The following is a 25160-nucleotide window of genomic DNA, read 5'->3' on the forward strand; positions in this document are numbered from 1 at the left end:
ACGAAGCAATTACAGTACAAGAACTAGACTTAATCAAATCCGCACGTTCACAGGGAACCATGGATAACTACCATAACCTGATCAATAAGATGAAAGAATGGAAGCCTACTCTGATTTTCAATGAAATCACATTGGAATATGTCCGACGTTTCCACGACTACGAAATCAAAACAGGCAACCAATTATCCACTATCTACAAGAAACACGCCAACTTTAAATTCCTGCTAGGCTTGGCACAAAACAAAGAGTATATTGACAAGAACCCCTACGATAAATTCGAGATCAAGAAAATCACCAAAGCCCAGAACAGCGATATCCTGACCGAAGAAGAACTTAAAATACTTCAAACAGCCTACGATAGCAACAAATACACCGAAGGTAAGAAAGAAGTGTTACGGGACTTTCTTTTTAGCTGTTACACCTCTTTATCGTATGCCGAATTTTATAATGCCACCTACGATGATTTAAAGCCCGTTACACTAAAGAAAGATAAATCCGAGGCAACATACTATCTGCTTACCAATGAACGCCAGAAAACGGGTGTCATGTATAAAATACCCATTGTTTCAAATATAGTAGAACAATTATTAGAAAGAATGATAACAACAAAGACGAAAAATGGTAACCAAATAAAATAGAAAGAATCTTACCAAAAAATCTTTTCGCCTTTAACCAATCAGCCGACTAACCGCTACCTCAAAGAAATAATGAAAGACCTGAATATCAACAAGGCAATGACCTTCCATCGGGCACGACATAGTTTCCGCACCATCGCTGCGAAAAAAGGTATCAGGGACAGTATTGCCGAACGTATCATGGGACATGCCGGAGGGAACGACATCAAAGATATATACACCCACTTGCATGATGAAGACATAGTACAGGAAATGTTGGACAAGTGGGTAGTGTAACGTCTTTTTGTTATCCTTGTGTTTTAAAGTCTATCAATATAACTCATTTAAAATATTCTATACAGTCTGTTTGTTTCTACTATCTTAGAATTGCTCCTATCCTTTTGTTAAAAAATATATAAAGAAATAGCGGAGAAGCTAACTATACTAGAACTATTTGTACAACAGAATACTGGTAGAGTATTCGTGATATCAGATTAGATAATTAATCCATATGATTTAAATGGAAGGGATTGAGAAAGTCTTCTAGATTTGTTCTTTTTCTCCTTGTGTCTGCGTTGTAACTTATATAATTAATCTAAGTTGCTATTTATACTTTGTATAATTTATCAAATGTATAGGACCAAATAAACATAATGAGTTTAATCAAAAACCTGATTTAGTCATAGCATGAATCTTTTTAGGTAAATATTTAGCGATATCAGAGAAAGCGGTTTTTAACTGTTTTCTACCGATAGATATAAGATATTCCGTACAGGGGTTATGGGACTGTCTGGAATTGTTTTTACGGTTTGCAAGCAATTTGATTCCATTTTCAGAGAGTATCTCCTCAAGCAGATAATCGGTATAAGCGGAATCTGTCAATACTTCGCTTTCTTCCGGCAGATTGACAGACAATTGCCTAAGTCTGTTCAAATCATATTTACTTCTGGCAGTGAAAGTAAATTCCACGAGAATTCCTCCCGGAGTGATTATCATATGGACTTTGAATCCATAGAACCAACACCGTTTGGATACACAACGTCCCCTGTTCTCTTTTTCCTTGATAATCCGGGAGTTCGCGATACTGATATTTTGGCAAACACTTACCGGAAAGCTGTCGATGCTATAAACGCTTTGAAGGTTCAACTCTTTTATGGCTTGTTCGGTGTGAAAGAAAAGTTCGCTAAGAAGTTTCCCTATTTGATGCATCCGTCGATTGAAGCGGCTTTTACCCAGCATGCCAGGCATAAGCCCTGTACAGCGGACAAAGCAAAGGGACTTCTCAATGTTTCCTGCAAAGTATCCGGCGGTAAGCAAGACAACTGTGATGATTTCAGCATCGGTAGTTTTACGGCTTTCAGGCTCTTTATGATTCATAGATTTCGATATATCTTCAAAAAATACATATATTGCAACGGTTTTATTAACCATGGTTAATTTGTTTTATTGGGTACTAAGCACCAAAAAATAACTTATTTACCTTTTTTATGGCAATAATTTATAACTAGCAACTTGAATTAATTATTAGTAGTATATGTGATAAGTTGGCTATTTAATCAAGGATTCGATAATGAATATTAAAAATTACTTATAGAATTAGTAACTGTTTAAATTTTAGAAGAAGGAATGTTTAGGGAGATCAGAATTGGATTGATTTATAAACAGAAACACTGGATATCAGTTTTTTAAATTGGTATTTTATTCGTAAATTTAAGATTGCCAATATCTTAAATAAGATGAATGAGATTTATCCAACCGACTTAACCGACACTCAGTGGACTACAATATTAGCGTATATTGATGATAATTGCAAACGAGAATATCCATTAAATGATATTGTGAATGCGATATTCTATTTATTGAAAACAGGATGTCAATGGCGCATGTTACCCAAAGATTACCCTAAATGGGAGTTTGTCTATTATTACTATTGCAAATGGCGTGATGAGGGTACTTTTGAAGGGATACATGGATCCTTACATTCTTTTACTCGTAAAAAGAGTGGAAAATTGGAGTCGCTATCTTTAGCAATAATTGATTCATAGTCAAGCAAAACAACCCGAAGTGGAGGTACTAACAGGAGTATTGATGGTGGTAAGAACGTCAAAGGCAGAAAGCGACATATTGTAGTTGATTCAATGGAATTATTGTTGTTTGTGATTGTTCATGCAGCCAATCATTACGATTCCAAAGCTGCTTTCAAAGTAGTCGAATCTTTGAAATATCGTTTTCCCCGATTAGTCAAAATAATTGCTGATGCAGGATACAGGGGAGTATTAGTTGATAACATTAAGATATCTTTTGGGTGGATATTACAGGTGGTGGTGAGAAAGGATTCAACCAAATTTGAAGTCCTTCCAAAACGATGGATCGTAGAAAGAACCTTTTTCTGGTTCGAATCATACAGGACTTTCTAAAGACTTTGAATATCATGCCAATACTCAAGAAACAATGATACAATTAGCTATGATTAAAATTATGCTAAACAGAATTTAATAGAAAATTTAAACAGTTACTAAATATTTATATTATTTTTGTAAAAATTAAGTAAATGCGATTTTATTTTAATATATTGATTTTGGTCTTCCATTCATGTGAGGAATTATAGAAATGTGATTAAAGGGGAATCAAGTGTAAATCTTGAATAGGGTTGCTACTGTAAAATCCTACATACAGCATCTAATTGCTTTTTTAGATTAGGGGCAGCAGGCGGTGCGCTAATGGCTACTGGGAATATAGTGGCAGGTGGTGTCCTTATAGGAGGAGGAAACTCCATTTTAGCCCAAGGATTTCAGAATGGCTTTAATAATATCGATTTCAACCAAGTGGCTATGGGTGCAACAATGGGAGGAATTACAAGTTGTTTGGGCGGCCATATAGGTAAAGGTCTGCAGGGGCCATTGTCGAAAGTATTTTCATCCGTAGGTAGTCCTATGTTGCGTGAGGGCCTGACCTATGGCACTAACGGGGCTTTGACAGGTTTTATGATGGGGACAGGAATGGCTGTCGCCGGAGGAGAAGATATTGGGGATGCTTTACAAATCGGAGGGAAATCAGCCTTCTTGGGATTTGGTGCAGGTTTGGGTTATGGCATGTATAGCGGATATAAGTATGCCCAAGCGAATAATCTGAATCCGATTAACGGGAAATCAAATAATAATGTAGAATTTAGTGATAGATCTGTAACTACTTTTCAGAATCATGCGTTTGCGAATAATCGTCATGACGATATAAATTTGAATTCTTCTGAAATAACATCAAAAACGCAATTACTAATAAAAAATAATTCTAATTATCTTCATAATGGAGATAATACTTTTACAGTCGAAATAAATGGTGCTCCAAAGATTATACGAGTACATGTTCAAAATGGCACAATTCAATCTTTTAACTTAATGCCAAATAATGGTGTTAATATTCGACCATCTAGTCCTATTATTAATCTTCCATCTCAAAACTGGTAATTATGAATAAAATTATAGAAAACTTCAAAATAGAAGATAACGCGAAAGAAGATATATATATATATGATGCAATTATCGATATTATTGATTTGAGTTTTTTTACTTTTTACAGAAACGTCCAGATAAATAGGTGCCTAATTAATAATTTGAAAATACATTCTAGTTGGTTTAATAATGGATTTGAATTAAATAGTTGTATTATAAAAAATAAGGTACAATACGAAATGGGAGGACATAATGCTTTACCTGTAAAAATTACAAACAACCTTTTTTGTGATATATTTATCTTTTTTGATTGTCATTTTAATAAGTTAATTCTTGAGAATAATATATTTCAAGAAGGATGTACTATTTTAGGTAATGAAATGAATAATACTTTTGAAGATGGAATTGAAATTAGTAATAACATAGGAAACATGTATATGAATCAAATTGATTAAATATATATATGGTTATATAGATGAGAATATAATAGAATTGAACAAGCAAAATAAAATGAATATCGAAGTTGCAAAGTTCAGAATTAATAGTGTAGTAAATAGTAAATCTCGCTTCATTTTGGAGCAGGACTTAAAAATTGTATGAAGTGAAATAGTTTCGATCTTATCTTATCTTATATACTACTTCTAATTATATTACCTAATTGAGCTTTCGTATATCCTCATGTTGGAGGTAGGTTTTAAGATGCCTTCTGCTACCAGATCCTATATTTTCTTGTGCAAACGCCGCAGCATCATAGCGACCTGATTAATACAGAAAGTCCTTTCAATCTCTGCTTCTGGAGATTTTGGTAACTTCCAGTTGATAACTCCTTTGATGATCTTCTCGAGGGACTCTTGTGTTGTAACTATAAGTGTATCCATAGACGATAAAAAAGTTAAAAGCTAAAGAAGTAACCACTTAATTATATTTCGTGTATTTAAATCGTAAAAATACAAACACAATACATGTACTAAATAACTAGTTTGTAAATTACTTCTATCAAATAATTATAGTCTGTTTGTTGTGAAATAAGATCTATTAGTTAATTATGTGTAAATGATCTTGCTGGTATTGATATATCCAATACATACACATGTTTAATAATATGCATTTATGGATTATCTGAAGATTCAATATGCTATAGATAATGTTTGTTTTTATTTCTAATCTAGATTACTTTCTCTACCCTATCTGCTTCTTGTTTTCCTTTACTTTGATTCCCAACCCTTCGAGTATTTTTTCTTTTGTTCTTTAAACCAACTGCCATACTCGGTACCATCCAGAGCCAAAAACGGCTTTTTAGTTTTGTCATTTTTAGCGATTGAGATTTTTACATTTTCCGCTTCAAACTCCTGCTTATGCTCAGGTGAATGCAATTTTCCAGAGAAAATAACCACTTTTCCCGCAAACAGATGCTTGACCATCTCGGAAGGAATTCTGATTAGTTCACATAACCTCATAATAAAATCATACTCAGATAAGACCGGGAAATATTCGAATAACCTGTCCATTTTGTTTTTCTGGGTCACGATCAGGCCGTCTTTTTCTATAAGCGACCTGTTCTTTTCAGCGATTTCCTTTTGAGCCTGTTTGGCTATCTGCTCTTTCTCATCATGTAATGTATCAATTTCCATTTTTAAGCCCTTGTTTTCCACTTCGAGCTTCTTAGCTTTAGAATTGCCCGCCAGCGAGCCAATCCCCTCTAATACCCCTTTCCCCGCTTCTTTAAACGCCTTTTCCACGCCTAAAGCTGCCACTTCGTTTTTAGCTTTCTGTACCAGACGTTGCTTTTCTTCTATCTCCTTTTGCTTTTTATCGTTCTCCGCCTGTAAAGCAGCCAAACGCACCTGTTCGGCAGCCTCTTCCTGTTGCAAACGGATAAGTATCTGCTGTTCCCTCTCTTTCTGTAACTGCAATTCGCCGACTTCCTCTTTGAGAGACTGAGTCTGTTCAAAAGTGTCCCTGTAATGCTCCAAGGTAGACTTATGCTTTGCCTTCGATCCCTCGATGCCTCTTTCCAACCCGTATTTAGCCATCGCTAAAGCATAGGAATCCTGATAGCCTTTCATCTTTGTTTTAGTCAATACATCATCGGCACATAAACGGATTGTCTCTTTTTCTTCTGCACCCTCTTTTGCCTTCCTTCGCTTACCGGTGACAACCGGTACAAGGGCAATATGTATATGCGGAGTTTTTTCGTCCATATGTAAGACTGCCGAGACAATATTCTTTTCCCCGAACTCCCTTCTTAAATAATCGAGGTTGTCCCTGCACCACTCGTCTATGCGTCCCTGCTTGACAATCCGCATCATATCTTCATGCGAACCCGATACATTTACCCGTATCACCCTTACCTGATCAGGTGTTATCTTTCGTTTAATACCTGCTGTTTTTATCCGGTATTGTATTGCCTGCGTCCTGTTGTTAACCCCGGAAGGAAATTCAATCAGTTCCCTGTTCAGATGCGTCCTGCTCTTATCCACATTGGGAGGATCGACAGAGCGTTCTATATGCTTTGTCATTCTGGCTTCATTACCCTTTGCCTTATTAAAATGTAAAACGACATATCCCATATCCTAAACTTTTAATTAACGATTGCGATTACCTTCTATCAAAACCACCAAAAGAACCAATGACAATTCCCGCCACCTTTCATTGTATTTTCTTTCCCAAAGGGGACAAAACCTGCCAATAATTCCTTACCTTTATGACATCCCAAAAGGAGCGTTAGCGAGTACGGTTCAAAGAACCGTTAGAGGGGATTTCAAAGGGGCTTACCCCCTTTGACTCACAGGGCGTTTTTTAGGGTAGCGCAGCGGAATAAAAATAACGCCCTAATGAGCTACGGCGTTCTACAAACGTCCCCTTGGCTAGTGAAAGTCCGCTGTTATACTCCGCCCGAAACACACCACCTTATCGTATCTGGTCGAAGATGAAAAATGAGCCGAATCTATGGGCGGATGATCCCAGCTTTGCAGTCCCTCAGCTTCCATCTGAAAAACGGTTTTTATGCAGAGGAAGAAAGAGTAGCTTTTGTCCCCCGACAACTCCCTGTGTCATAAAACATCCCCGTTTGCTTTTTAACTTTTCATTCATTGTATCAAAGACCCCCTTTATTCACTGATTCATCCCTGCTTTTTCTTGCGTTGGAAGCTTTTCGCATGCTATGTCCCCGGCAAACTCCAAGATACGTATCCGGTCCGTCAAATTTTTAGCGGGTAAATCAACCCGGTAGGGGTTGTATTTTCCCGTCTAAACCCACAGGGCTTGAATTTGCATCGGATAAGGATACGTTCATACCTTTGCCGGAAAGGACATGGCTCGAACTTTACATTTTTTAGCTATGGCACTATTGTAACTGTAGATATATGGGACAAGCCCTATCCATAAAGCTTATTGCAGCTGGATTTCAAAGCCCGGTAAAACCCATTCAGGACAGTTAATAAAATCCGTAAAGTTCTTTTAGTATAAGTCAATCATATCCGGTAATCCAACAATTGAACAATTACCTTATCGGGTAATCCAGCAATCCGATTGTTAGGTAATCCCTTTATTCAGCCATCCGATAATTGGGTGATCCTGTAACCGGGTTGTTGTATTATTTTCATATTGGATAATTCCATAATCCGGTAATCCAACAATTGGATAATTATTTTATCCTGCAATCCAACAATTCGATTGTGAAGCCATCCACTTATTCAACCATCCGCCATCCGTGTGATCCCTCTCCCCAAAAAGAATAACTCATCGGTGTGGGATCGCCGTCCGGCCAGGGAGGAGACCACTCCTCCCGACGAGGACAACATTAAAAGTCCCACACTTAAACAAAAAGGTGTGGTGCTTGCTAGAACCACTATACCTTATTTTGCGAAGGATATAAGCGTTCCTGTTCGTCCTGCTGTATCTCATTGATCTGGCTTTCATATTTCTGCAAATGCTCCGTAACCATATTCTCTACCAGAGCCGAAATACTCAGCTTAAAGACCCCCATGTTGGTAACAGCCCTCTTTAATATATCATGTGTCCTTTCATTGATATATACCGGAGCTCGGTTTATAACCTTTACCCTTTTGCAGAATACCGACTTGTACTGCTGTTTAGAAATACTATTTTCCATTTTTCTTTTTTTTATGTATTAAATAATGAGTTAATTGTTCCTTTATCAATTTTAAATAAGATATGCCTGTTTCAAACCAGATTTTTTCCTTTCATTCTTCCAGCTAAATAACCATTCAACTAAACAATCCGTTTTTCATAGAATATATCTACCGTTCCAACTTTAAATCAGTAAAGAATATATTCTTTCAATTATTCCACTATCATCAGAATCATTAAAGATTTGATTCAATCCCGGAATCATTTTATCAAGAAGTTTTGAAATCAAAGTTTCTTGTCATAGAAAAGTAACGCCACCCCAACAGATGGCGTTACAGGTCTTTCCCATGTGATGGATGAAAAGGACTTCTTAAGATACATGCTTTTGACTGTACCTGTTTTTAATCTTCAACATAACCCGATACCAAACTACTCCCAAGTCAATCCCAAAACGAACCTAAGCTAAACCTTTATTTTTGGTTATACTCCCTGATCGAACTTTCATAAATCCTCCTGTCAGCAGTGCACTTTAAAATACCTCCTGCTACCAGATCCGAAATCTTCTTGTGTGAACGCCGTAGCATTTTTGCTACCTGATTAATGCTGAATGTCTTTTCGATAGGAGAATCCTCCGTTTTTGGCAATTTGCGGTCTAACACCCTTTCGATAACCCTTTCCAGAGACTCTTCCGTTGTAACAATAACTGTATCCATAGGCGATAAAAAATAAAAAGTTAAAAACTGGAATAATTACATATACTAAATTACGAATAAAAACCAAAAGCTAAACAAGCAGTTTAGTTTTTGTGGATGATTGACAATTATGGTCTATTTGTTTAAAATACGTGAATTGTGTGATGAGCGAGGAGTAAGCATGAAACAGGCCGCCGCAGACTTGGGTATGACCGAGCAAAGCTTACATAAGTTAATCAAAGCCAATTCGACCAAAATAGATACCCTGCTGGCTATAGCTGGCTATTTCGGGGTAGAACCCGCCTATTTCTTTGACAAGACCACAGGAGATACCAACCGATATATAAAAATAAAGCGTGAAGAACTTACGGGATTGATAAAGAAAGTCATGGCGTATTCGATACATGGCTTCGGCCTGATTAAGCTCGAATGGGATGAAAAAGAAGAAAAATTTAATAGCTATTTCGATATACTGAATAAACAATACACCCCGACAAAAGAGGATTTGGAATATATGTCAAGCATCCTGCAAGAAGAAAGGAAATTGAATCTACCGGCTAATACCGATATACCTATTGAACTGACCGATAAAACCACCCCGAAAGACATCACAAGGCTATTGATGACCAAAGACGAGTTTGATTTTACCTCTGCCTACTATTACAGCATCAAAAAGGCACAGGCACAGGAAGAACTTCAACAATTTTCTTCTTTCATCGAAAAACATCATATAGAAAAAACACCTTTCATTCAAAAAGATATTGAGGAACTACAAGACAAGATCAGGTACTATGAATCCAGAAGTATAATAGGAGGGAATAAATAGATTATTCTTATACTGACTTGAAAGTGGTAAGGGGGATGATTCTATTTTTAGAATGCCATATTTTATAATGAAAAACATATAAGAGAAAATGTTTAGTTGTTGAGGTTTGAGGTTTGATTTATTGTGTATATATAAATTGCGAGGAATGGTCTCTTCTGTGGGTCGTTTTGTTTCTGTATTTTAATTTTTTTTGCATTGGCATCATGAAGGATTATACTCCAGACTCTTTTCTAAGATCATAAATAAACTTTACATAGACATTTATTACACTTCTGCTAAATAAACTAAATCTTGGAGGTCTGCTTTAAATGAATATTTTAACAAATCTAAATATTAACCGGAATTGTACAATTGTCAGACCAATGATGAGATTCACAAGGGTTACTTAGTCTATTTTGAGAGTATTATAATTGTATCCCGTGTAGTAAGCTTATCAGGGAAAAATACTATAAAGCCGAGAGCCTTATCATAGATAACTTTCTGAAGCCCTTATCCGTTCTTTCCTTCAATGAAATTACCTTAGATATACATTCAACGCTTCTGCAACTACGAAATCAAGGCAGGTAACCTGTTATCTACAGTCTATAAGAAATATGCCAACTTTAAGTTCTTGTTGGGCTTAGTCCCAAATAAGGATCAAATAAAAAAGAATCCTTATGATAAATTTTAGATCAAGAAGATCACGAAGGCATAGAAAGCGGTATCCTGACCGAAGACTAACTAAAGATACTACAAGCAAACCTACGACACGAACAGATCGGATATAAAAGAGAAGTACTAAGAGACTTCCCCTTTAGTTGCTATAACTCACTGTCTCATACTGAATCTCAGAATATCGCTTCTGGCAATTTAAAGTGCGTAAAATTCAAAACAATGCAAAATACAATACAACCCAAACATGTATTATCTATTTTGCTACTATCTCTTTCCTTATCAGTTTCTGTGATAAACTAAAGGAGAAAAGAATCACTTATTCCAGCTACTATGCTCTTAACCTTTTGTAGAACGATTCTTCGACTATAAGCTAAATTAAAAGAACCAAACAAGTTACACACACGGAACAATTATTATTCTATGTATGTTTACTTTTTCTATAATTCAGACGGAGGGAGCATACTTAGAAATTTGTTTTGCTGAAGAGTCGTGAACCATTCACTTCGAATCCGTACTCATCTTTCGCATATATCTTTATTGTATGAATTCCTATGGATAATTTCGTAGGTAATGATACAGTCCAGATGTGAGGCGATTCTCTTTTTCTTAATGCCCCTTTTCTGCTGAATGAAGTGGGATACCCACCCTTGTTATTCATATATATGAGACGGCTGACAGAAGGTGAAACCATTGATGTTTTATCCATTTTTATCCAGTTTCCACCATCTATTTGCATCATGACTATAGTACTATCCGATCCACCGTAAATATTGGCTATCACGAGATTCTTATCCAATTGAGACAGTGCTTCAATATGAGTATCTACTGTATCCTGACCACCAATCCATATATCCATTTGCTTGTCGGCACTCAGTCCTATTCCTTTATAATTGATCTTATAATTATTCTTATCGAAGTCTATTGTAAAATAATTTTTAGGACTTCCACACTGCATCAATGCTGTCGGAATCCCCAACCAGTCGCGTTCTCCTACCCACCAGTTTCCACATGAGGCTCCCACACCCAGTTCGTGAACGTTAGGCGCAAGTATATACCGGCTTATCTGGTGAGTATGTCCGGATAATACTAGTACGCTTGGATAGTCTTTCACTAAATCTAGAAAGGCATCCCTGTTGCGAGTGTAAACCATCGGTATATGCTGGCACACTACGACGATTTTATCTTTTGATACATGGGTAAGATCATTCTTTATAAAATGTAGTTGCTCGTCACTGATCAGTCCTGTGTAATCACGCCCTCCTTTCGATGCGACATTGTTGAGTACAATAAAGTGTACGTTCCCGTAATTAAACGCATAATGGCTTGCTCCAAAATAACGGTTAAATACATCATCCTGTCGGTTTGTCCCTAGTACATTTCTATCATGATTTCCCAAGAGCAACCATGAAGGCATCGGAAGGCTTTCTATCATTTGCGTAACTGAGGGCAGAATATCAAGAGTTTCATTTATCTGATCGCCCATAAATATATTGAAATCGATATCTGGTCGTTGCATTAGTTCGGATATAATGCTTTGATTGGCGTAATTGATTTCCTGATAATCTTTCATTTGGATATCACCAATGGCTCCTATTCTGAATGTCTTTTGTTCGAAGTGTGGAACTAGAGGAATATCGAAATCAAGATTATCATATTCTGTCAACAATGTATCAATATATAAGAAGGCTGTATTTTGTATTTGAGGTTTACTTTTCCTCCAGACACTATATTTGGATGGTTTTATTGGAAATACAGATGAACCAACAGAAGCATTAATTGTATAGGCTCCTGTCTTGTCTGTCAAAACAATCTCTTCTCCGTTTGATACGAGTATATTTTTTATTCCTTTCTCTGAGGCATCCTTAACTCCATTCTTGTTCTTGTCTTCGAAAACAATACCTGACACTTTTATCTGTTGTGCTGCGATAGTAAATGAAAATATCCCAACGAGGCAAAGAAGTACAACACTTTTTATTTTCATATTATTCAATACTTTAAAAAAGTAGGGGCACGATATATTACACACCAATACCCCCACATCGTAACTAAGTAGTGTTCTGCTTTAGCAATAATGTTATTTATTCATTATCTTCAATGTATTCCCATATGGCAAGATGTTTACTTGCATCAATATATATAATATAGCCGGTTCCATCAGAAGCAAAGGCCATATCGGCTTTTGTATTGAGTATGTCTGGGAAAATAAATGGAGATGTCCATGTTTGTGACTCTTTGTCAATAGTAACAAATGAAGAGTTACTATTTGTTGTTAGATTATTATAAACCGTAGACAAACCCCCATCAGGATTCAATCCAATAGAAAAATATTTCGTATTTCCAATTAGATCAATAGGTGTAGCGAATATGCTCCACGAACTAGTACTCGCTGTATATTTGTGATTGACCAATTTATAACCACTATCGAAGCGTTCCAATCCCATTATATATATATTTCCTTGATTGTCCACATCCATATCCAGATCATTATAATTAATCTCAGTTGCACCATCCATTCTCATGCCTTGGGCTAGAGTTGTCCATACACCATTTTGGTTTATATACACGGAAATCGTTCCTTTGTCGTTTGCATAGTCATATACACCTAGATAGAGTATATCTTTTTTTAGTATGGAACGCATATTATAAGTGTTATAGTTTCGCCCAGGCATTGTTTGATTAGTTGTCCACGAACCTCCATTGTAAGTACTGATGTTCATAAGTCGACGGCCAACAACACCTCCGGCTGCATTATTCATAGAGAAAACATACAGTTTACCCATAGCATCAAAACAAATGCTATTATACGAAACTCTCACATCATTGTAATTACGACCTATTACGACCCAAGAGCTTCCATCATAATATTGAACCGTAGCTGTTTGAGGTATAGTGTTAGTGTAGTCTGTATATACTACATATGGGGTTCCGGTTGAGTTGAAAGTGAAATCTATATCAGAAGGTCGACCATTAGATATGGTATCACCAACCATACTCCAAGTTTCATTTTCATATTTTAAAAGTACAGTTTTTCGGTTCTCTGAATTCGATGCATTCGTTATCCCCATAACATATGGAACATCATCTACAGGATTGACTTTTAGAATGGCATCGCTTAATTGAAACTCCGAGAAACGAACTTTCTTAACCCACTCGATAGGTCTCTTTATCCGTACAGTGTATTTGCGGTTATTTTGACTGTTGTTAGTCAAGACGAAATCGACAGGAATTGAAAAGTCATTTGCTGTTTGTTGACTTACCTGAACTGTACCTTTTACCGTTACGGCAGGATTATCTTCTGACGTTGTAAAGCGAGCAATCAAACTTGATTTATCTATTTTAGATGGAATCTTCATCTCAATGTCGCTACCAACTATAGGACCATCTACCACATAGTCTTTATCCAAAACACCTTCATTATCCTCGACATAGAAACCAAAAGAAACCAATTTGGCCCCAACGATCTCGGGTGCTGAAATGGATTTGTCCTCTTCGCCACAAGCTGAAAATAATAACACAGCTATAAGAGGATAGCACAGATTTTTTATTAATTGTTTCATAAAATTCTTATTTTATGGATGAATAACTTTCTTTATTTACTTTTATCTCCAGTCTTATCATATCCCTTAGGATAAAGAACGGCTTTCACCATTAACCTGTCTTTATACATTTTATTCTCTGCAAATGAAGCTATATCTTTTGCAGTGATACTATTTACTATATCATTATAATTGGATACATAATTCCAATCAGTTTCGTTATTGAAAATAGTATTTCGTATGAAGCTACTCCAAAATGAGCTTTTCTGTATATTGAGACTCATTTCTTTTATCAGGTTCATTTTTATATCTGCCAATTCAGATTCGAAAGACTCTGGATTGTTGATCATCATTTCTATTTCTTTGAATGTCCGATCTAGCAGTTTTTCTACATTTTCGGGTGCAGTTGTAAATCCTATTGTCTGACGGCTTAATGGTTCGGGAGCTATTGCCGATCCGGCCGATACACTCACACTATATACCATTCCCATTTCTTCTCTTAACGATTTCAGCAATTTAGTTCTTATGAGAGCCTTTAATATGTCATTTCTCAGATTTTCCAATCTCGAACTTCCATCTATTCTGTTCTGCTGAAATACAAGGTTTACAATTGCCCGTGGCGATTCGCCATCGTTACGTTCAAACACGACATCCTGATTCTCTCTTGCCGATCGTTTGTACTGATATGATGTGCTTGGTTCTCCACCCGGCAACGCAGCCAAATATTGGGTTATATAGGGTGTAACAGTTTCCAAATCGCAGTCGCCAATAACAACAAAAGTGAAGTCTTTGGCGCCGCCAAAAGAATGATTATATATAGGAATGAGGCACTCAAGTTTTAATTCTTTTTCTAAGATAGTATCATTAACTTCCCTATTAGTATAATCTTTGCCTTGAAGAATATATGACAAATCCTTATAGAACTTTTCACTTTCTACCTTATTGGTCGTACGATAAGATTCTATTGCATTTTTCTTTATCTGTTCATAAATAGTTGTATCAATACGTGGATACATCCATTTCAGAAATAATAATTGGAACTGAGTTTCGAGATTCTCATTGTTTGATGAACCTCCCACTCCGACGCGTGAGTTATCGATTAAGAAAAGCATCTTAGCTGTATTGCCTGTCAGATAATGAGCCAATTCGTCACGAGACATATCTCCTGCTCCACTCAGTCCAATCACATTCTTGGCATATAGCCCACTTACAAAATCGAGTGAGTCGAGCGTATATAAGCCTCCTTTACGGAATCCCGACAACGTGATTTTATCCTTGTCTATGTCGGTCGACTTAAATACAACTTTGGCTCCATTGGACAGCGAGAGTATATGAGCGTTTATTTCTTTGATATATTGCTTATCTACAATTGATCCAGGTTTGGGTAATGATTTCAATAACTGATCCGGTACATTTACTGTTTTCTGATATGGAACAATATTTTCTTTGCTTATTTTAGAGAAAACAGATTTAATATTGTCGTCGGACGGAAGTTCCTTTGCAACTTTATCGAAAGCAGAAAGGATGAAGTGTGTTTTTGACCAGTCGGCTGTTTTATGTAAATACTTGGCAAGAGATGTAGAGTCTATTTTTGAGATGTACTTCTTTGCTAAATTATACTCTTCCTCCTGGGTTACAACCTTATTACCTACATAGAAATCGGAATATATTTCATTCATCAAATTGATTGAAGGTACAGGACGCTCCGATTCAGCATTTCGCTTTAGAGAAGCTAAATAGCTTTTCTTTACCTTTTCTATTTCAAGAGGAATAAATCCATATCTATATATCTGTTCTATTTCCCGGGCAAAAGTATTGATCCCTTCGTCAATTTTAGTTGGCGTGAGTTCTACTGATGTCAATAATATGCTTTTTGTATTCAGAAAGCTCAAAATACCAATACTAGCTTTCTTGTAGGATGGATTATTGAATGATAAAGAAGTCATTCGCTCATTAAATAACCTGTTGAGTATAACACGTTCTAAATAAGCTGGGTATTCCTTTTCTGATTGAACGGGCAATAGAGTAGGTAATAACTGAACAGCTACAAGCTCCACTTTATCTAATGATTCGTGGATAACACTTTTGACTGCCATATCCTTATAATTATCTATAGTGTATGTTGGAACTTTCTTCTTTTTCTGAGCTGTTCTTAGTTCTCCGAACTTTTCTTTAATCATACGCTCTATCTCAGTCGGATTAATGTCTCCTACAACAGCAATAGCCATCAACGATGGAGTATACCACTGTTTGTAATAGTTTTTAATATCCAAGTGTGGAAAATTTTGAATAACAGCTGTGTCACCAATCACAATACGATCCGAGAAGCGAGATTTATTTAGTAGTTCATACAACAGCGCATTCTGAGCGTCTTGTTTTGGCCCGGTCTTAGACAGCCATTCAGACATGATCACGCCTCTTTCTCTTTCTATTTGAAGACTATCCAGAGATAATCTGCCTGCCCAATCGGACAAAATAGTCATTGTAGAATCCACAACTAAGGGATCGCTCGAAGGCAACTGTAATTTATATACAGTTTCGTTGAAAGAAGTGTGTGCATTCAGGTCTTTTCCGAACTTAGCTCCTTTCGACTCAAGAAACCGAACGATGCCATCGTCCGGAAAATGTGCTGTACCATTGAATGCCATATGTTCGAGAAAGTGAGCGAGTCCTTTTTGTGAATCCTCTTCGAAAATTGAACCGGATTTGATGAAGAGCCGATATACAGCTTCTCCTTTAGGCATTTGATTCGGGTATATATAATATGTAAGTCCATTATCTAAACGCCCTTTTATCAAAGTCGGATTTTGTTTCAGTTTTTGTCCCGAAGCTGAGGTCGAAAATAAGAATATGGCCAGCCCCAATAGTATATGCTTTATATAAAATTTCATCCTGTTATTTTGCCTTTTTCTTTTCTATTACAATTTCTTTATACTTCTGATCGGGGCCAGGATATCCTAAAGCGAAACCAGCACTATTGCTTAATAACCTGATAGTAAGTGTTGTGTTCTTAGTGTCATTCAATGTGTCACTTATTATGTTGTTATCTTCATCACGAACACATGTTCTCAGCCATTTGATTCGTATTGCTAAATCATAGATGCCGGGAAGGAAAGACTGAGTCTCACCTTCTGTCAGGATTTGATAATCTAAACCTTCGACAAGCCCGTCGCCGGCGATTATTTCGTACTTAACGATTACACTTTGTGATTGCGCCTGTGCATTCATATACAACATATATTCTCCAACAAATTCCTGATCGGTACTGATTGGCCCTGCACTCGATGAGTTAATAGGTTCGACAGAGATAAATGGAGTATCGAATACAATATTTTCGTCTTTACCACATGACGAAAATAGTACTGCAAATATGAATATCGGTATTATATATATTCTTTTCATAATCAAAACTTATTTTATCTGTTTACTGTAGGATTACCCACCATATTAGGATTAATATCCAATTCTCGCTGAGGAATCGGTTTTAGAAACAGGTCGTTAGGGTAAGTTATTTTTTGTATCAATGATGATGTTGTTGTACTACGTACCATATCTTGTTTTCTGCGTGTTATATCATATAATTGGTGCCCTTCAAAACAGAGTTCTTTTGCACGTTCATTTTCTATGATTCTTTTCAATTCGGCTTTGTTTGTTTCTGTAACAGTGACATCTGCAACGTTTTTATTCAGAGCTCTGGCAATTATTGCTTTCACATCTGTAGCGGCATTTGTCAAATCATTTTCATTTAGATAAGCTTCGGCTCTATTCAGATACATTTCCGAACTTCTTAAAATGATAGGGTTGAAATGTGCGTAAGCAGGATCATTATCCGGAACATTAAACTTATTTGTAACGTAATACACACTGCTGCCCGAAGTAACTTTTTCTATAATAGAATTATATCTGATATCACTAGACTGAGTGTTAGGGTTGAATAAACTGAGTAACAGATTGTCTACTGTCGCCGATGGAACTACAGGTGTTACCACGCCGTCTTTCTCTGTCTTGTATGTGAGATTGAAAAGTGTTTTCAGCGTTACTCCCTGGTTTTTGGAACCATTGAAACGAAATACTATTTCAGTCTCTTTATTGTCCAATTGTCTATACATTGCTACATAATCATTACCTTTAGCCAGAGGCACTTTGTCTATCACATATCCTGCATATTTGATTGTGTTTTCCCAGTCTTCCATATATAGATATACACGAGACAGTAATCCATAAACGGCCTCTTTAGTCACTGTATATTTAGTATTTGCGCCTGTTCCAATACTTGAACTTCCAAACAAAACTTCGGCATCTTTTAAATCTTTGATAATCTGAGTATAAACGTCCTTGACAGAGCTTCGAGCCGGCTTGTGGTCAAAATTAGGAGCTATCAATTCGATAGGTACTCCTAAATGACTGGCATCGGAAGTATAGTTATAAGGCTGCCCATATATTTTACATAATTCGAAATGAGACAAAGCTCGTAAAAACAACGCCTGAGCTTTTATACTTTCCAACTCTGTTTTACTATCAGGATATTTACTGAGAAGAGCAGGTTGATACTCTATAATATTGTTTATATTAACAAGAGCTTCATATAATGTTCCCCAATATCCGGCACCTAATTCGTCTATCTCATAATTGTATAGCGCTAATGAAGCGGGAGATGCTGTTGTTGATAATGAAACCATGTTTGCTGCAAGATCCGGATAAGCGTAATAGATTCCGCTGTAAAACTTAAACATCGTATAGTACGATCCAGCCATAGCACTTCGTATACCTTTTATATCCGAAAAGGCCGTAGGTGTAACTGTCTTGCCGGTAGGGGTTACTTCCAAAAAGTCGCTACAAGAAGATAATGCAACAGTCAGAAATAGTAACAATCCCGATAATTTATTCTTTATTTTAAAACTTTTCATAATCATCATCTGTTTTCGTTTGTTTTTAGAATGTTGCATTTAATCCTATCGTTACAGAGGATTCCATTGGGTAACCACTCATCGATTGGCGGTACGAGTTGCGATCCGATTTATCATATGGTGTCCATATAGCTATATTGTCCAGAGCAAGTAGAACGCTTGCATTGGTGATACCTATAGATCTCACATAGCTTTTCGGTATATTGTAGCCCAAAGCTATATTTTTCAAACGCAGGTGTGTTTTGTTAAATAAGAAACGAGTAGATGCTCTGGATGAACCGTTCGATATACCCCATATGGGTTTAGGAGAGATAGCCAAGTCACCGGGCTTTTGCCATCTATCCAGCTGATTTACTGATTGGTTTTGTGACATTATCTGATATCCGTCCGATGTGGTGTTGTTACTGCTGAAAGAACTGAACCCATATCCACCTATCATATAAGTCATTAATACACTCAAACTAAAGTCTTTGTAACGAAATTCGTTAGATATACCACCTTCCCATGTTGGTACCGATGTTTTATAAGGTACGGCATAGCTTGTACTATATACATTTGTGATGTTTCCTTTATCGTCATACCAAAGAGGTTCTCCATTGCGTGGGTTTACCCCCGCCCAACGCACAAGATTCCATCTATTCTTATCTCCACCTACTTCCCAAACTTTATTTGTAGAACCTAGTCTAGGAGCTTCCAATTCTAGTATTTTATTTTTTGTATGCGACATATTCAGCGTTGTAGTCCAATCGAAATTTTTTGCTTTCAGGTTTATAGACTCTATTGTTATCTCTACTCCGCGGTTTTGCATACTACCCACATTGGCATCAATTGCAGTGGCACCGGTGGTCATAGATATGGCATGGTTGCTGAGCATATCTTTTGTTTTTTTATTGTACACTTCCACTTCCATATCCCATCTGTCCATAAAACGTACTCTCAGACCAATATTAGTCATATAAGATGTTTCCCAGCTTAGCTTCTTATTCTGAATAGAACTCATTACTGAAGCTGGATCCCCATTGTAACTGTTGCCATAATTATAGAGCCCTTTGGCCTGCATATTTCCAAGACGAGAATTTCCCGAAGTTCCGTAAGATGCTTTCAACTTTAATACATTGATTTTGTCGATATTGAAGAAGGATTCGTTATGAATATTCCACGACGCCCCTAATGATCCGAATTGAGCCCATTGGACATCTTCTCCGAAGTCGGAGTTCCCATCGCGCCGAGTATTCAATGTCAGATAATACCGTCTGTCGAATGAATAACTGGCTTGTCCGAAATATGAAAGAACATGATTTATAACCTCACCGCTCGACCCGACACGACTTACTGCATAGGTTATTTCTTTAATGTGGTCGTTAGCGAATGTATTTCCTGTTGCCTGAGTATATCTTCTCTCATCTGAAGAAGCTTCGAATCCGGCAAGTGCACCTACTGTGTGTTTACCGAAAGTCCTGTTGTAATTGAGACGTACAACAGAGTTCCATAAGAATGTGTTAGAACTTGATCGTGTAGCATATCCTAGCTCATTGGCATTGGAGTCTCTACCCGACCAGTTGCTCATAGCTCCGTATGTATTTTCTTGTGTGCTTTTATAGTCAACTCCAAACTGTCCGGTAAGGTTCAGACCTTCTAGTATGTCATAGCTTAAAGACAAGTTTGCCATACCGGCAAATGTACGTTGCTTGTTGTCATTCTCATCGCGTTCGGCCAATGAATTGAAAAATTTACTTGATTTTTCAGAAGGAATCCCTGCTGCGTCTTTTTCTATGTACGAATAATACATTCGATAAGTACCATCTTCGTTGTATGGTGATATAATCGGCAAAAAAGCATAATAATCTGTTCCAGGAGAGAATATATTACTGACGTTATAAGAAAATGATGACCTTACAGAAAATGTCAGTTTTTTCAAAATTTCCACATCTGTATTAGTTCTTAACGAAAATCGTTGCTGATCATTTCCTTTGGTTGCATATTCCTTCTGATAATAGGATGTTGAAACATAATTCTGCATTTTTTCGCTACCTCCGGTATAAGATACATTGACCTCGGCGGTATTTCCTGTCCCTAAATATTTGTCATACCAATTGGTGTCGTTATTACTATACATATTATTTTCGACATTCTGATATGGGAAAAAGATCATATCGGGATCAGTCGCTGCATACCTGTTCATATAGGATTCTTTAGCAAGAGTCATATATTCCTGAGCATTAAGTACCTTAAATCGTGTGCTTTTGTTTGTTTTATCGAGGCTATATTTTACCGATGCACGAATCTGTGGATTAGAAACCTTCCCTTTTTTTGTGGTGATTAATATAACACCATTCGAACCATCGGCACCATATAGTGCAATAGTAGAAGGGTCTTTAAGTACTGTAAAGCTTTCTATATCGTTTGGGTCGAGATAAGATAATGGACTTAAGGTCGAATTTACACCATAAGCCATATTAGTTCGCTCGCCTGAATATATACGGGTTCCATCGACAATCCAAATAGGCTCGGAACTAGCGCCTAATGATCCCTCGCCACGTATACGGGTTGATAAACGCGGTCTTACGCTTCCTTCACTATCGGAATTGTAGCCGATTGCTAACCCTGGAACTAAACCTTCCAGCAGATTATCTATTCGTGCCGAAGGTAAATTCTGGATGTCTTTTGCTGCAACTTGATATGCGCTACCTACCATATCCGAACGCTTTTGGGCAAGTCCATAACCGGCTTCAATCACTACATCACCTAATCCTATCGATGAGATATTCATCTGTGCATTTAGTATATCTCCTCTGCCAACTGTCATTTCCAGTTGTTCCATTCCCACATAGCTAAAAACTAAGGTTTGTGTTGCGTCGGCAGGAATAGATATCTGATAGTTTCCATCAGTATCAGAGAAAGTCGCAGTTTTGTTATTTCCTTTCAACTTTACGGTAACACCTATCAATGGATAGTTACTTTCGTCAAAAACCTTTCCTTTTATAACTCGGGTAGAAGGTCTTTGTTGAGGATTTGCACTATTACTCTTAGAGGAACTAACTACAATGACATTATCATCAATTGCATAGGTTAGTCCAGCCGATGTCAGTACCTCGTTAAGCACTTGTGTCAAGGGTTTATTGTTAGCATCTACATTTATAGCCTTTTTTCCCTGAACAACTTCACTTTTGTAGAGGAATATATAATTAGTTGCTTTTTCCAACTCATGGAAAACCTCTTCTATTGTTGCATTCTTCACATTTAAAGACACTCTTGCTGTCTGTGAATAGGCATTTGCACATATGTGAAAAGTTCCTACTAGCATGAAAACAAGTAATGTATTAAAACGCAATCTAATTTTATGATGCCGATTTTGTTTCATAAATACAATTTGTAATGAATTAATAAATATTTATTATCTTTTTGATATTGTGATTGTGTTGTCTGTCAACTCAAATTTTACTCCTCCGGTTTTTTCAAACTTTCTCAGTATATCCTCCGGATGTGTATACATTCTTACCTTACCGCTGTATACTATTTTCTTTACATTGGGATCATCATCTGCATACCGGATGTCGACACCGTACCACCTGCTTAGGCTCCTCATTACATCCTCTAATGGTGTGCGGTCGAAATAGAACATATCATCTATCCATGCTATAATAGGCTCGGTATCTATTTCTTTTATATCTAGCGCTTCAGTTTCTTTATTCAATACAACCTGTTCTCCGGGTTGTATTGATTTCCGTTCTTTATCGGTCGATAGTTCTATTTTACCTTCCAGCAGTGTTGCATAGCTACTGCTTTCGTTGTCATAAGATTTTACATTGAATTTTGTACCCAGTACTCGTATCGACATATTATTTGTATTCACTATAAATGGTTTCCCATCTGCCTTCACGACATCGAAAAAGGCTTCTCCTTTTAGTTTCACTACTCTTTCGTTTGTCAGAAAATGATCAGGGAATTCAAGTATTGATCCCGAATTCAAGCTAACCTTCGTGCCATCGGGCAATATTACTTTATATGTTCCTTTATATGGTACCTCTATTATATTATTACCATTCGATCTTTTCTTGGCGGATTTTTCATATTCTGTTATCATAAGTATTCCTTTTTCTTTGCGAACAGATAAATCATTGAGATATGCTATTGATGATATTGTATCGAGGCTTACAATATTTCCGTCCGATGTTTTCAATATAGTTTTTCCGCTACCTATCAAATCGGCATTGTACTTTGACCCTTTTGTTTGAATATAGATAAGCGGAATCGCGATAGCAAGTATGGCTACAATACTGGCAACTCGTAAGGCTAACGTAAACCTGCGTCGCAATCTTGCGGGTCTGGTTACCTTTTCATACGCTGATTGCGTATCGAATGAATTTATTATTGATAGTTGAATGCTTATTTTTTCTTTATCACATAATTCATCGTGTAAGGCTTTAATTTCAGAAGACCTATTCATAATATCTTCTATTTCCTTTTGCTTCTTTTCACCAATATCTTCTTTCCTCAAATAAGAAAAGAGGAGAGAGGCAAATTTAAATGGATTTATTTCCATATATACTAATTGTTTAATGTTCAATTTAAGCTTAAAAGAAAGCAATATTCACTAATAAATAGAGCTGACAGATATAAGCTATATTGATTAATACAATTAAAAGATGTAAAAGGATTAGGTAAAGTGCCTTTTTAACATTAAATGAAAATAAATAGATGCAAAATATTACTTAAACAAGTGATCTGATTCGATTTTGTTACATATTGAATAAGAGGATTACGATTGGGTATAGGTGCTTTAATTGCTCGCGCAATAATTTCTTAGCATTGTTTTTTTGAACTTTTACCGTATTAATGCTTATTGACAGTTTTTTTGCTATTTCTCCATTATCCAATTGTTCAAGATAGGCCAGCTTAAATATTTCGCCACACTTGTACGGTAATGTATTAATAGCTTCAATTATTTCACGATATATTTCGACTCTTACAATTGTATGAAAGAAGTTAGAATCATATTCTTCCGATTCCTCAATCATAATGTTTTCTACGACCTCTAAGTGTAGTGCATTTTTCTTTAGTTCATTTATGCATGCATTTCGTATTGATTTATACAACGTGTGTTTTAGGTGTTCTTCGTTAAGGTGAATTGTCGAACTATTCAATAGATTCATAAAAACATTTTGTACAATATCCTCTGATATCTCTTTGTTTTTCAAAAAAGAAAAAGCGAAGTAACACAGAGTTTGATAGTAACGTCTAAAGAAGTCTTCAAAATATTTTTTATCTCGTATAGAAATATTATCTGAAGCAGGCATTTTGCAAAAATCTAATTATCAATTATTTTATTGAGCAAAAATACAAAAAAATGCCTTATTATTGAGATCTGATGATGTTATTCTCTTATTTTCTATATGAAATGAATATTACAAAGATTAGTGACTGATGCGGACATTACTAAAATAGATTATTCAATTGTTGAATAACACAACCAAGATTTAGTTAGTCCCTTCTCAGGGATGTAAAGATAAATACCCATTTTGGAAAGATAATAGAACGATTTCTCTTCTTTGTCTAATCGGCTAAACAGGTTTTTCTCCGCAAGTACTCATATTCAGATGTTGTGTAAAGAATTTATCAATAGCTATTTCTATATATTGAATAAGTAATATAGCCCGACTAGTGAAGATCAGGAATACATGTCTCCTCTGATGGGGCAGAAAGTAGAGGAATTGCTAGACAGAATTAGGTATTACAGATCGAAAAGTATAAATAGGAGCTATCCTCAGTTGATTTTTATCTTTTTGCTAAGCAGGGATGCTTTTATATAAATTATTAAACTTTACGAGAATGAAGCACGGAGCTAAAGTTGTACAGACAATGATTCAGAAAAATATAGTCCAAGTATACAGCACTCTTCCTTTTAAGGTTTAGACAAAACTCTTGAGTATAGACTTCATTATAACCTATTGGTAATTGTTTAAGAATATTCATTTTCTTAGATTCTGTTGAGTTATAAATTGATTTAGTTTCAACAATAAATATTTCAAAATTTGAACTCAAGCCAATAGGTATTTTTTTTGATAAAAAATCAGGAAATCAGTTTTTTCCTTTCCTGAAAAAAGTTTACGGTTTATCGATAATAGCTAGTTAGGTTGTCAGTATAATATTTATTACTGACATAGGTTTGCATTTTCTGACAACCTATTTTAGAGAAAGACAATCTGTGTTTTTTTGTGTTTGGGGACATCTGAAAATATAATTAAAAATCAAAAAAATAGACAATAAATAAATCAGCTCTTCGCCTCTGGTGTTCAAAAACAGGTCTAACGATTGTATAACAAAAAAAAAGTTCAAAAAAAGTTCAAAAAAATAAGATAAATATAAGCGATTGTGATTAAAAGTTTTATC

20 protein-coding genes are annotated in these 25160 nt (G+C 36.2%); 7 read left to right on the forward strand and 13 right to left on the reverse strand.

Annotation, left to right across the window (positions count from 1 at the left end; all coding sequences use genetic code 11):
• On the forward strand, nucleotides 1-638 hold a 638-nt coding region (locus BGC7_RS17215), incomplete at its 5' end, for a phage integrase SAM-like domain-containing protein (protein WP_185112996.1).
• Between the two features lie 18 nt (nucleotides 639-656).
• Nucleotides 657-911, forward strand: coding sequence for a tyrosine-type recombinase/integrase (locus BGC7_RS17220; RefSeq protein ID WP_157258771.1), 255 nt, complete (start codon nucleotides 657-659; stop codon nucleotides 909-911).
• Nucleotides 912-1277: 366 nt separating this feature from the next.
• Here the strand turns inward: BGC7_RS17220 and BGC7_RS17225 are convergent, their stop codons facing one another.
• Nucleotides 1278-2045, reverse strand: a complete 768-nt coding sequence (locus BGC7_RS17225) for an IS982 family transposase (RefSeq protein ID WP_050702843.1) — start codon at nucleotides 2043-2045, stop codon at nucleotides 1278-1280.
• Between the two features lie 305 nt (nucleotides 2046-2350).
• On the opposite strand from BGC7_RS17225, the gene BGC7_RS18240 reads away from it, so the two are divergent.
• The 4 genes from BGC7_RS18240 to BGC7_RS17240 all read left to right on the forward strand — a co-directional run bounded on the left by BGC7_RS18240 (nucleotide 2351) and on the right by BGC7_RS17240 (nucleotide 4518).
• Nucleotides 2351-2659, forward strand: a complete 309-nt coding sequence (locus tag BGC7_RS18240) for a transposase (RefSeq protein WP_242034443.1) — start codon at nucleotides 2351-2353, stop codon at nucleotides 2657-2659.
• Nucleotides 2660-2698: 39 nt separating this feature from the next.
• Nucleotides 2699-3031 carry a transposase gene (locus BGC7_RS18245; RefSeq protein ID WP_347339021.1) on the forward strand — a complete coding sequence of 111 codons (333 nt, stop codon included), beginning with the start codon at nucleotides 2699-2701 and terminating at the stop codon, nucleotides 3029-3031.
• Between the two features lie 303 nt (nucleotides 3032-3334).
• Entirely contained in the window at nucleotides 3335-4078 is a 744-nt protein-coding gene (locus tag BGC7_RS17235) for a hypothetical protein (protein WP_050702844.1), read from the forward strand.
• A 2-nt stretch (nucleotides 4079-4080) separates the two neighbouring features.
• Nucleotides 4081-4518 carry a hypothetical protein gene (locus tag BGC7_RS17240; protein WP_050702845.1) on the forward strand — a complete coding sequence of 146 codons (438 nt, stop codon included), beginning with the start codon at nucleotides 4081-4083 and terminating at the stop codon, nucleotides 4516-4518.
• Between the two features lie 750 nt (nucleotides 4519-5268).
• On the opposite strand, the gene mobV is transcribed toward BGC7_RS17240, so the two are convergent.
• The 4 genes from mobV to BGC7_RS17260 form a co-directional block, all read right to left on the reverse strand.
• On the reverse strand, nucleotides 5269-6633 hold the full coding sequence (mobV, locus tag BGC7_RS17250; protein WP_050702846.1) for a MobV family relaxase: 1365 nt from the start codon (nucleotides 6631-6633) through the stop codon (nucleotides 5269-5271).
• 297 nt (nucleotides 6634-6930) lie between these two features.
• Nucleotides 6931-7053: a hypothetical protein gene (locus tag BGC7_RS18250; RefSeq protein WP_255351489.1), complete on the reverse strand. Its 123-nt coding sequence runs from the start codon at nucleotides 7051-7053 to the stop codon at nucleotides 6931-6933.
• A gap of 860 nt (nucleotides 7054-7913) precedes the next feature.
• A complete protein-coding gene (locus tag BGC7_RS17255) occupies nucleotides 7914-8177 on the reverse strand; it encodes a DUF3408 domain-containing protein (RefSeq protein WP_050702847.1) in 264 nt (87 codons plus the stop codon).
• 448 nt (nucleotides 8178-8625) lie between these two features.
• Nucleotides 8626-8868: a hypothetical protein gene (locus BGC7_RS17260; RefSeq protein WP_050702848.1), complete on the reverse strand. Its 243-nt coding sequence runs from the start codon at nucleotides 8866-8868 to the stop codon at nucleotides 8626-8628.
• A 109-nt stretch (nucleotides 8869-8977) separates the two neighbouring features.
• On the opposite strand from BGC7_RS17260, the gene BGC7_RS17265 reads away from it, so the two are divergent.
• A complete protein-coding gene (locus BGC7_RS17265; RefSeq protein WP_050702849.1) occupies nucleotides 8978-9673 on the forward strand; it encodes a helix-turn-helix domain-containing protein in 696 nt (231 codons plus the stop codon).
• A gap of 1117 nt (nucleotides 9674-10790) precedes the next feature.
• Here BGC7_RS17265 and BGC7_RS17270 read toward each other — a convergent pair.
• The 8 genes from BGC7_RS17270 to BGC7_RS17305 form a co-directional block, all read right to left on the reverse strand.
• On the reverse strand, nucleotides 10791-12308 hold the full coding sequence (locus BGC7_RS17270) for a calcineurin-like phosphoesterase C-terminal domain-containing protein (protein ID WP_050702850.1): 1518 nt from the start codon (nucleotides 12306-12308) through the stop codon (nucleotides 10791-10793).
• A 97-nt stretch (nucleotides 12309-12405) separates the two neighbouring features.
• Nucleotides 12406-13884, reverse strand: a complete 1479-nt coding sequence (locus BGC7_RS17275; protein WP_050702851.1) for a hypothetical protein — start codon at nucleotides 13882-13884, stop codon at nucleotides 12406-12408.
• Between the two features lie 32 nt (nucleotides 13885-13916).
• Nucleotides 13917-16754, reverse strand: a complete 2838-nt coding sequence (locus tag BGC7_RS17280) for a M16 family metallopeptidase (RefSeq protein WP_050702852.1) — start codon at nucleotides 16752-16754, stop codon at nucleotides 13917-13919.
• Nucleotides 16755-16758: 4 nt separating this feature from the next.
• On the reverse strand, nucleotides 16759-17265 hold the full coding sequence (locus BGC7_RS17285) for a hypothetical protein (RefSeq protein ID WP_050702853.1): 507 nt from the start codon (nucleotides 17263-17265) through the stop codon (nucleotides 16759-16761).
• Nucleotides 17266-17279: 14 nt separating this feature from the next.
• Nucleotides 17280-18770 carry a RagB/SusD family nutrient uptake outer membrane protein gene (locus BGC7_RS17290; protein WP_185112997.1) on the reverse strand — a complete coding sequence of 497 codons (1491 nt, stop codon included), beginning with the start codon at nucleotides 18768-18770 and terminating at the stop codon, nucleotides 17280-17282.
• Nucleotides 18771-18795: 25 nt separating this feature from the next.
• Nucleotides 18796-22131 carry a SusC/RagA family TonB-linked outer membrane protein gene (locus BGC7_RS17295; protein WP_050702855.1) on the reverse strand — a complete coding sequence of 1112 codons (3336 nt, stop codon included), beginning with the start codon at nucleotides 22129-22131 and terminating at the stop codon, nucleotides 18796-18798.
• 33 nt (nucleotides 22132-22164) lie between these two features.
• On the reverse strand, nucleotides 22165-23313 hold the full coding sequence (locus tag BGC7_RS17300) for a FecR family protein (RefSeq protein WP_050702856.1): 1149 nt from the start codon (nucleotides 23311-23313) through the stop codon (nucleotides 22165-22167).
• Between the two features lie 196 nt (nucleotides 23314-23509).
• Complete coding sequence (locus BGC7_RS17305; RefSeq protein WP_050702857.1) at nucleotides 23510-24067, reverse strand: RNA polymerase sigma factor; 558 nt, start codon at nucleotides 24065-24067, stop codon at nucleotides 23510-23512.
• Nucleotides 24068-25160: the final 1093 nt, after the last annotated feature.

This window comes from Dysgonomonas sp. BGC7 (assembly GCF_001261735.1).
GTDB lineage: Bacteria > Bacteroidota > Bacteroidia > Bacteroidales > Dysgonomonadaceae > Dysgonomonas.

Bases quoted from the DNA above. Each gene is read 5' to 3' on its own strand.
- BGC7_RS17235 (WP_050702844.1), top strand. From the start codon at position 3,335: ATGGCTACTGGGAATATAGTGGCAGGTGGTGTCCTTATAGGAGGAGGA.
- BGC7_RS17300 (WP_050702856.1), bottom strand. From the start codon at position 23,313: ATGGAAATAAATCCATTTAAATTTGCCTCTCTCCTCTTTTCTTATTTG.
- mobV (WP_050702846.1), bottom strand. From the start codon at position 6,633: ATGGGATATGTCGTTTTACATTTTAATAAGGCAAAGGGTAATGAAGCC.
- BGC7_RS17295 (WP_050702855.1), bottom strand. From the start codon at position 22,131: ATGAAACAAAATCGGCATCATAAAATTAGATTGCGTTTTAATACATTA.
- BGC7_RS17255 (WP_050702847.1), bottom strand. From the start codon at position 8,177: ATGGAAAATAGTATTTCTAAACAGCAGTACAAGTCGGTATTCTGCAAA.
- BGC7_RS17260 (WP_050702848.1), bottom strand. From the start codon at position 8,868: ATGGATACAGTTATTGTTACAACGGAAGAGTCTCTGGAAAGGGTTATC.
- BGC7_RS18250 (WP_255351489.1), bottom strand. From the start codon at position 7,053: ATGGAAGCTGAGGGACTGCAAAGCTGGGATCATCCGCCCATAGATTCG.
- BGC7_RS17225 (WP_050702843.1), bottom strand. From the start codon at position 2,045: ATGGTTAATAAAACCGTTGCAATATATGTATTTTTTGAAGATATATCG.
- BGC7_RS17240 (WP_050702845.1), top strand. From the start codon at position 4,081: ATGAATAAAATTATAGAAAACTTCAAAATAGAAGATAACGCGAAAGAA.
- BGC7_RS18240 (WP_242034443.1), top strand. From the start codon at position 2,351: ATGAATGAGATTTATCCAACCGACTTAACCGACACTCAGTGGACTACA.
- BGC7_RS17265 (WP_050702849.1), top strand. From the start codon at position 8,978: ATGGTCTATTTGTTTAAAATACGTGAATTGTGTGATGAGCGAGGAGTA.
- BGC7_RS17305 (WP_050702857.1), bottom strand. From the start codon at position 24,067: ATGCCTGCTTCAGATAATATTTCTATACGAGATAAAAAATATTTTGAA.
- BGC7_RS17275 (WP_050702851.1), bottom strand. From the start codon at position 13,884: ATGAAACAATTAATAAAAAATCTGTGCTATCCTCTTATAGCTGTGTTA.
- BGC7_RS17285 (WP_050702853.1), bottom strand. From the start codon at position 17,265: ATGAAAAGAATATATATAATACCGATATTCATATTTGCAGTACTATTT.
- BGC7_RS17270 (WP_050702850.1), bottom strand. From the start codon at position 12,308: ATGAAAATAAAAAGTGTTGTACTTCTTTGCCTCGTTGGGATATTTTCA.
- BGC7_RS17290 (WP_185112997.1), bottom strand. From the start codon at position 18,770: ATGAAAAGTTTTAAAATAAAGAATAAATTATCGGGATTGTTACTATTT.
- BGC7_RS17280 (WP_050702852.1), bottom strand. From the start codon at position 16,754: ATGAAATTTTATATAAAGCATATACTATTGGGGCTGGCCATATTCTTA.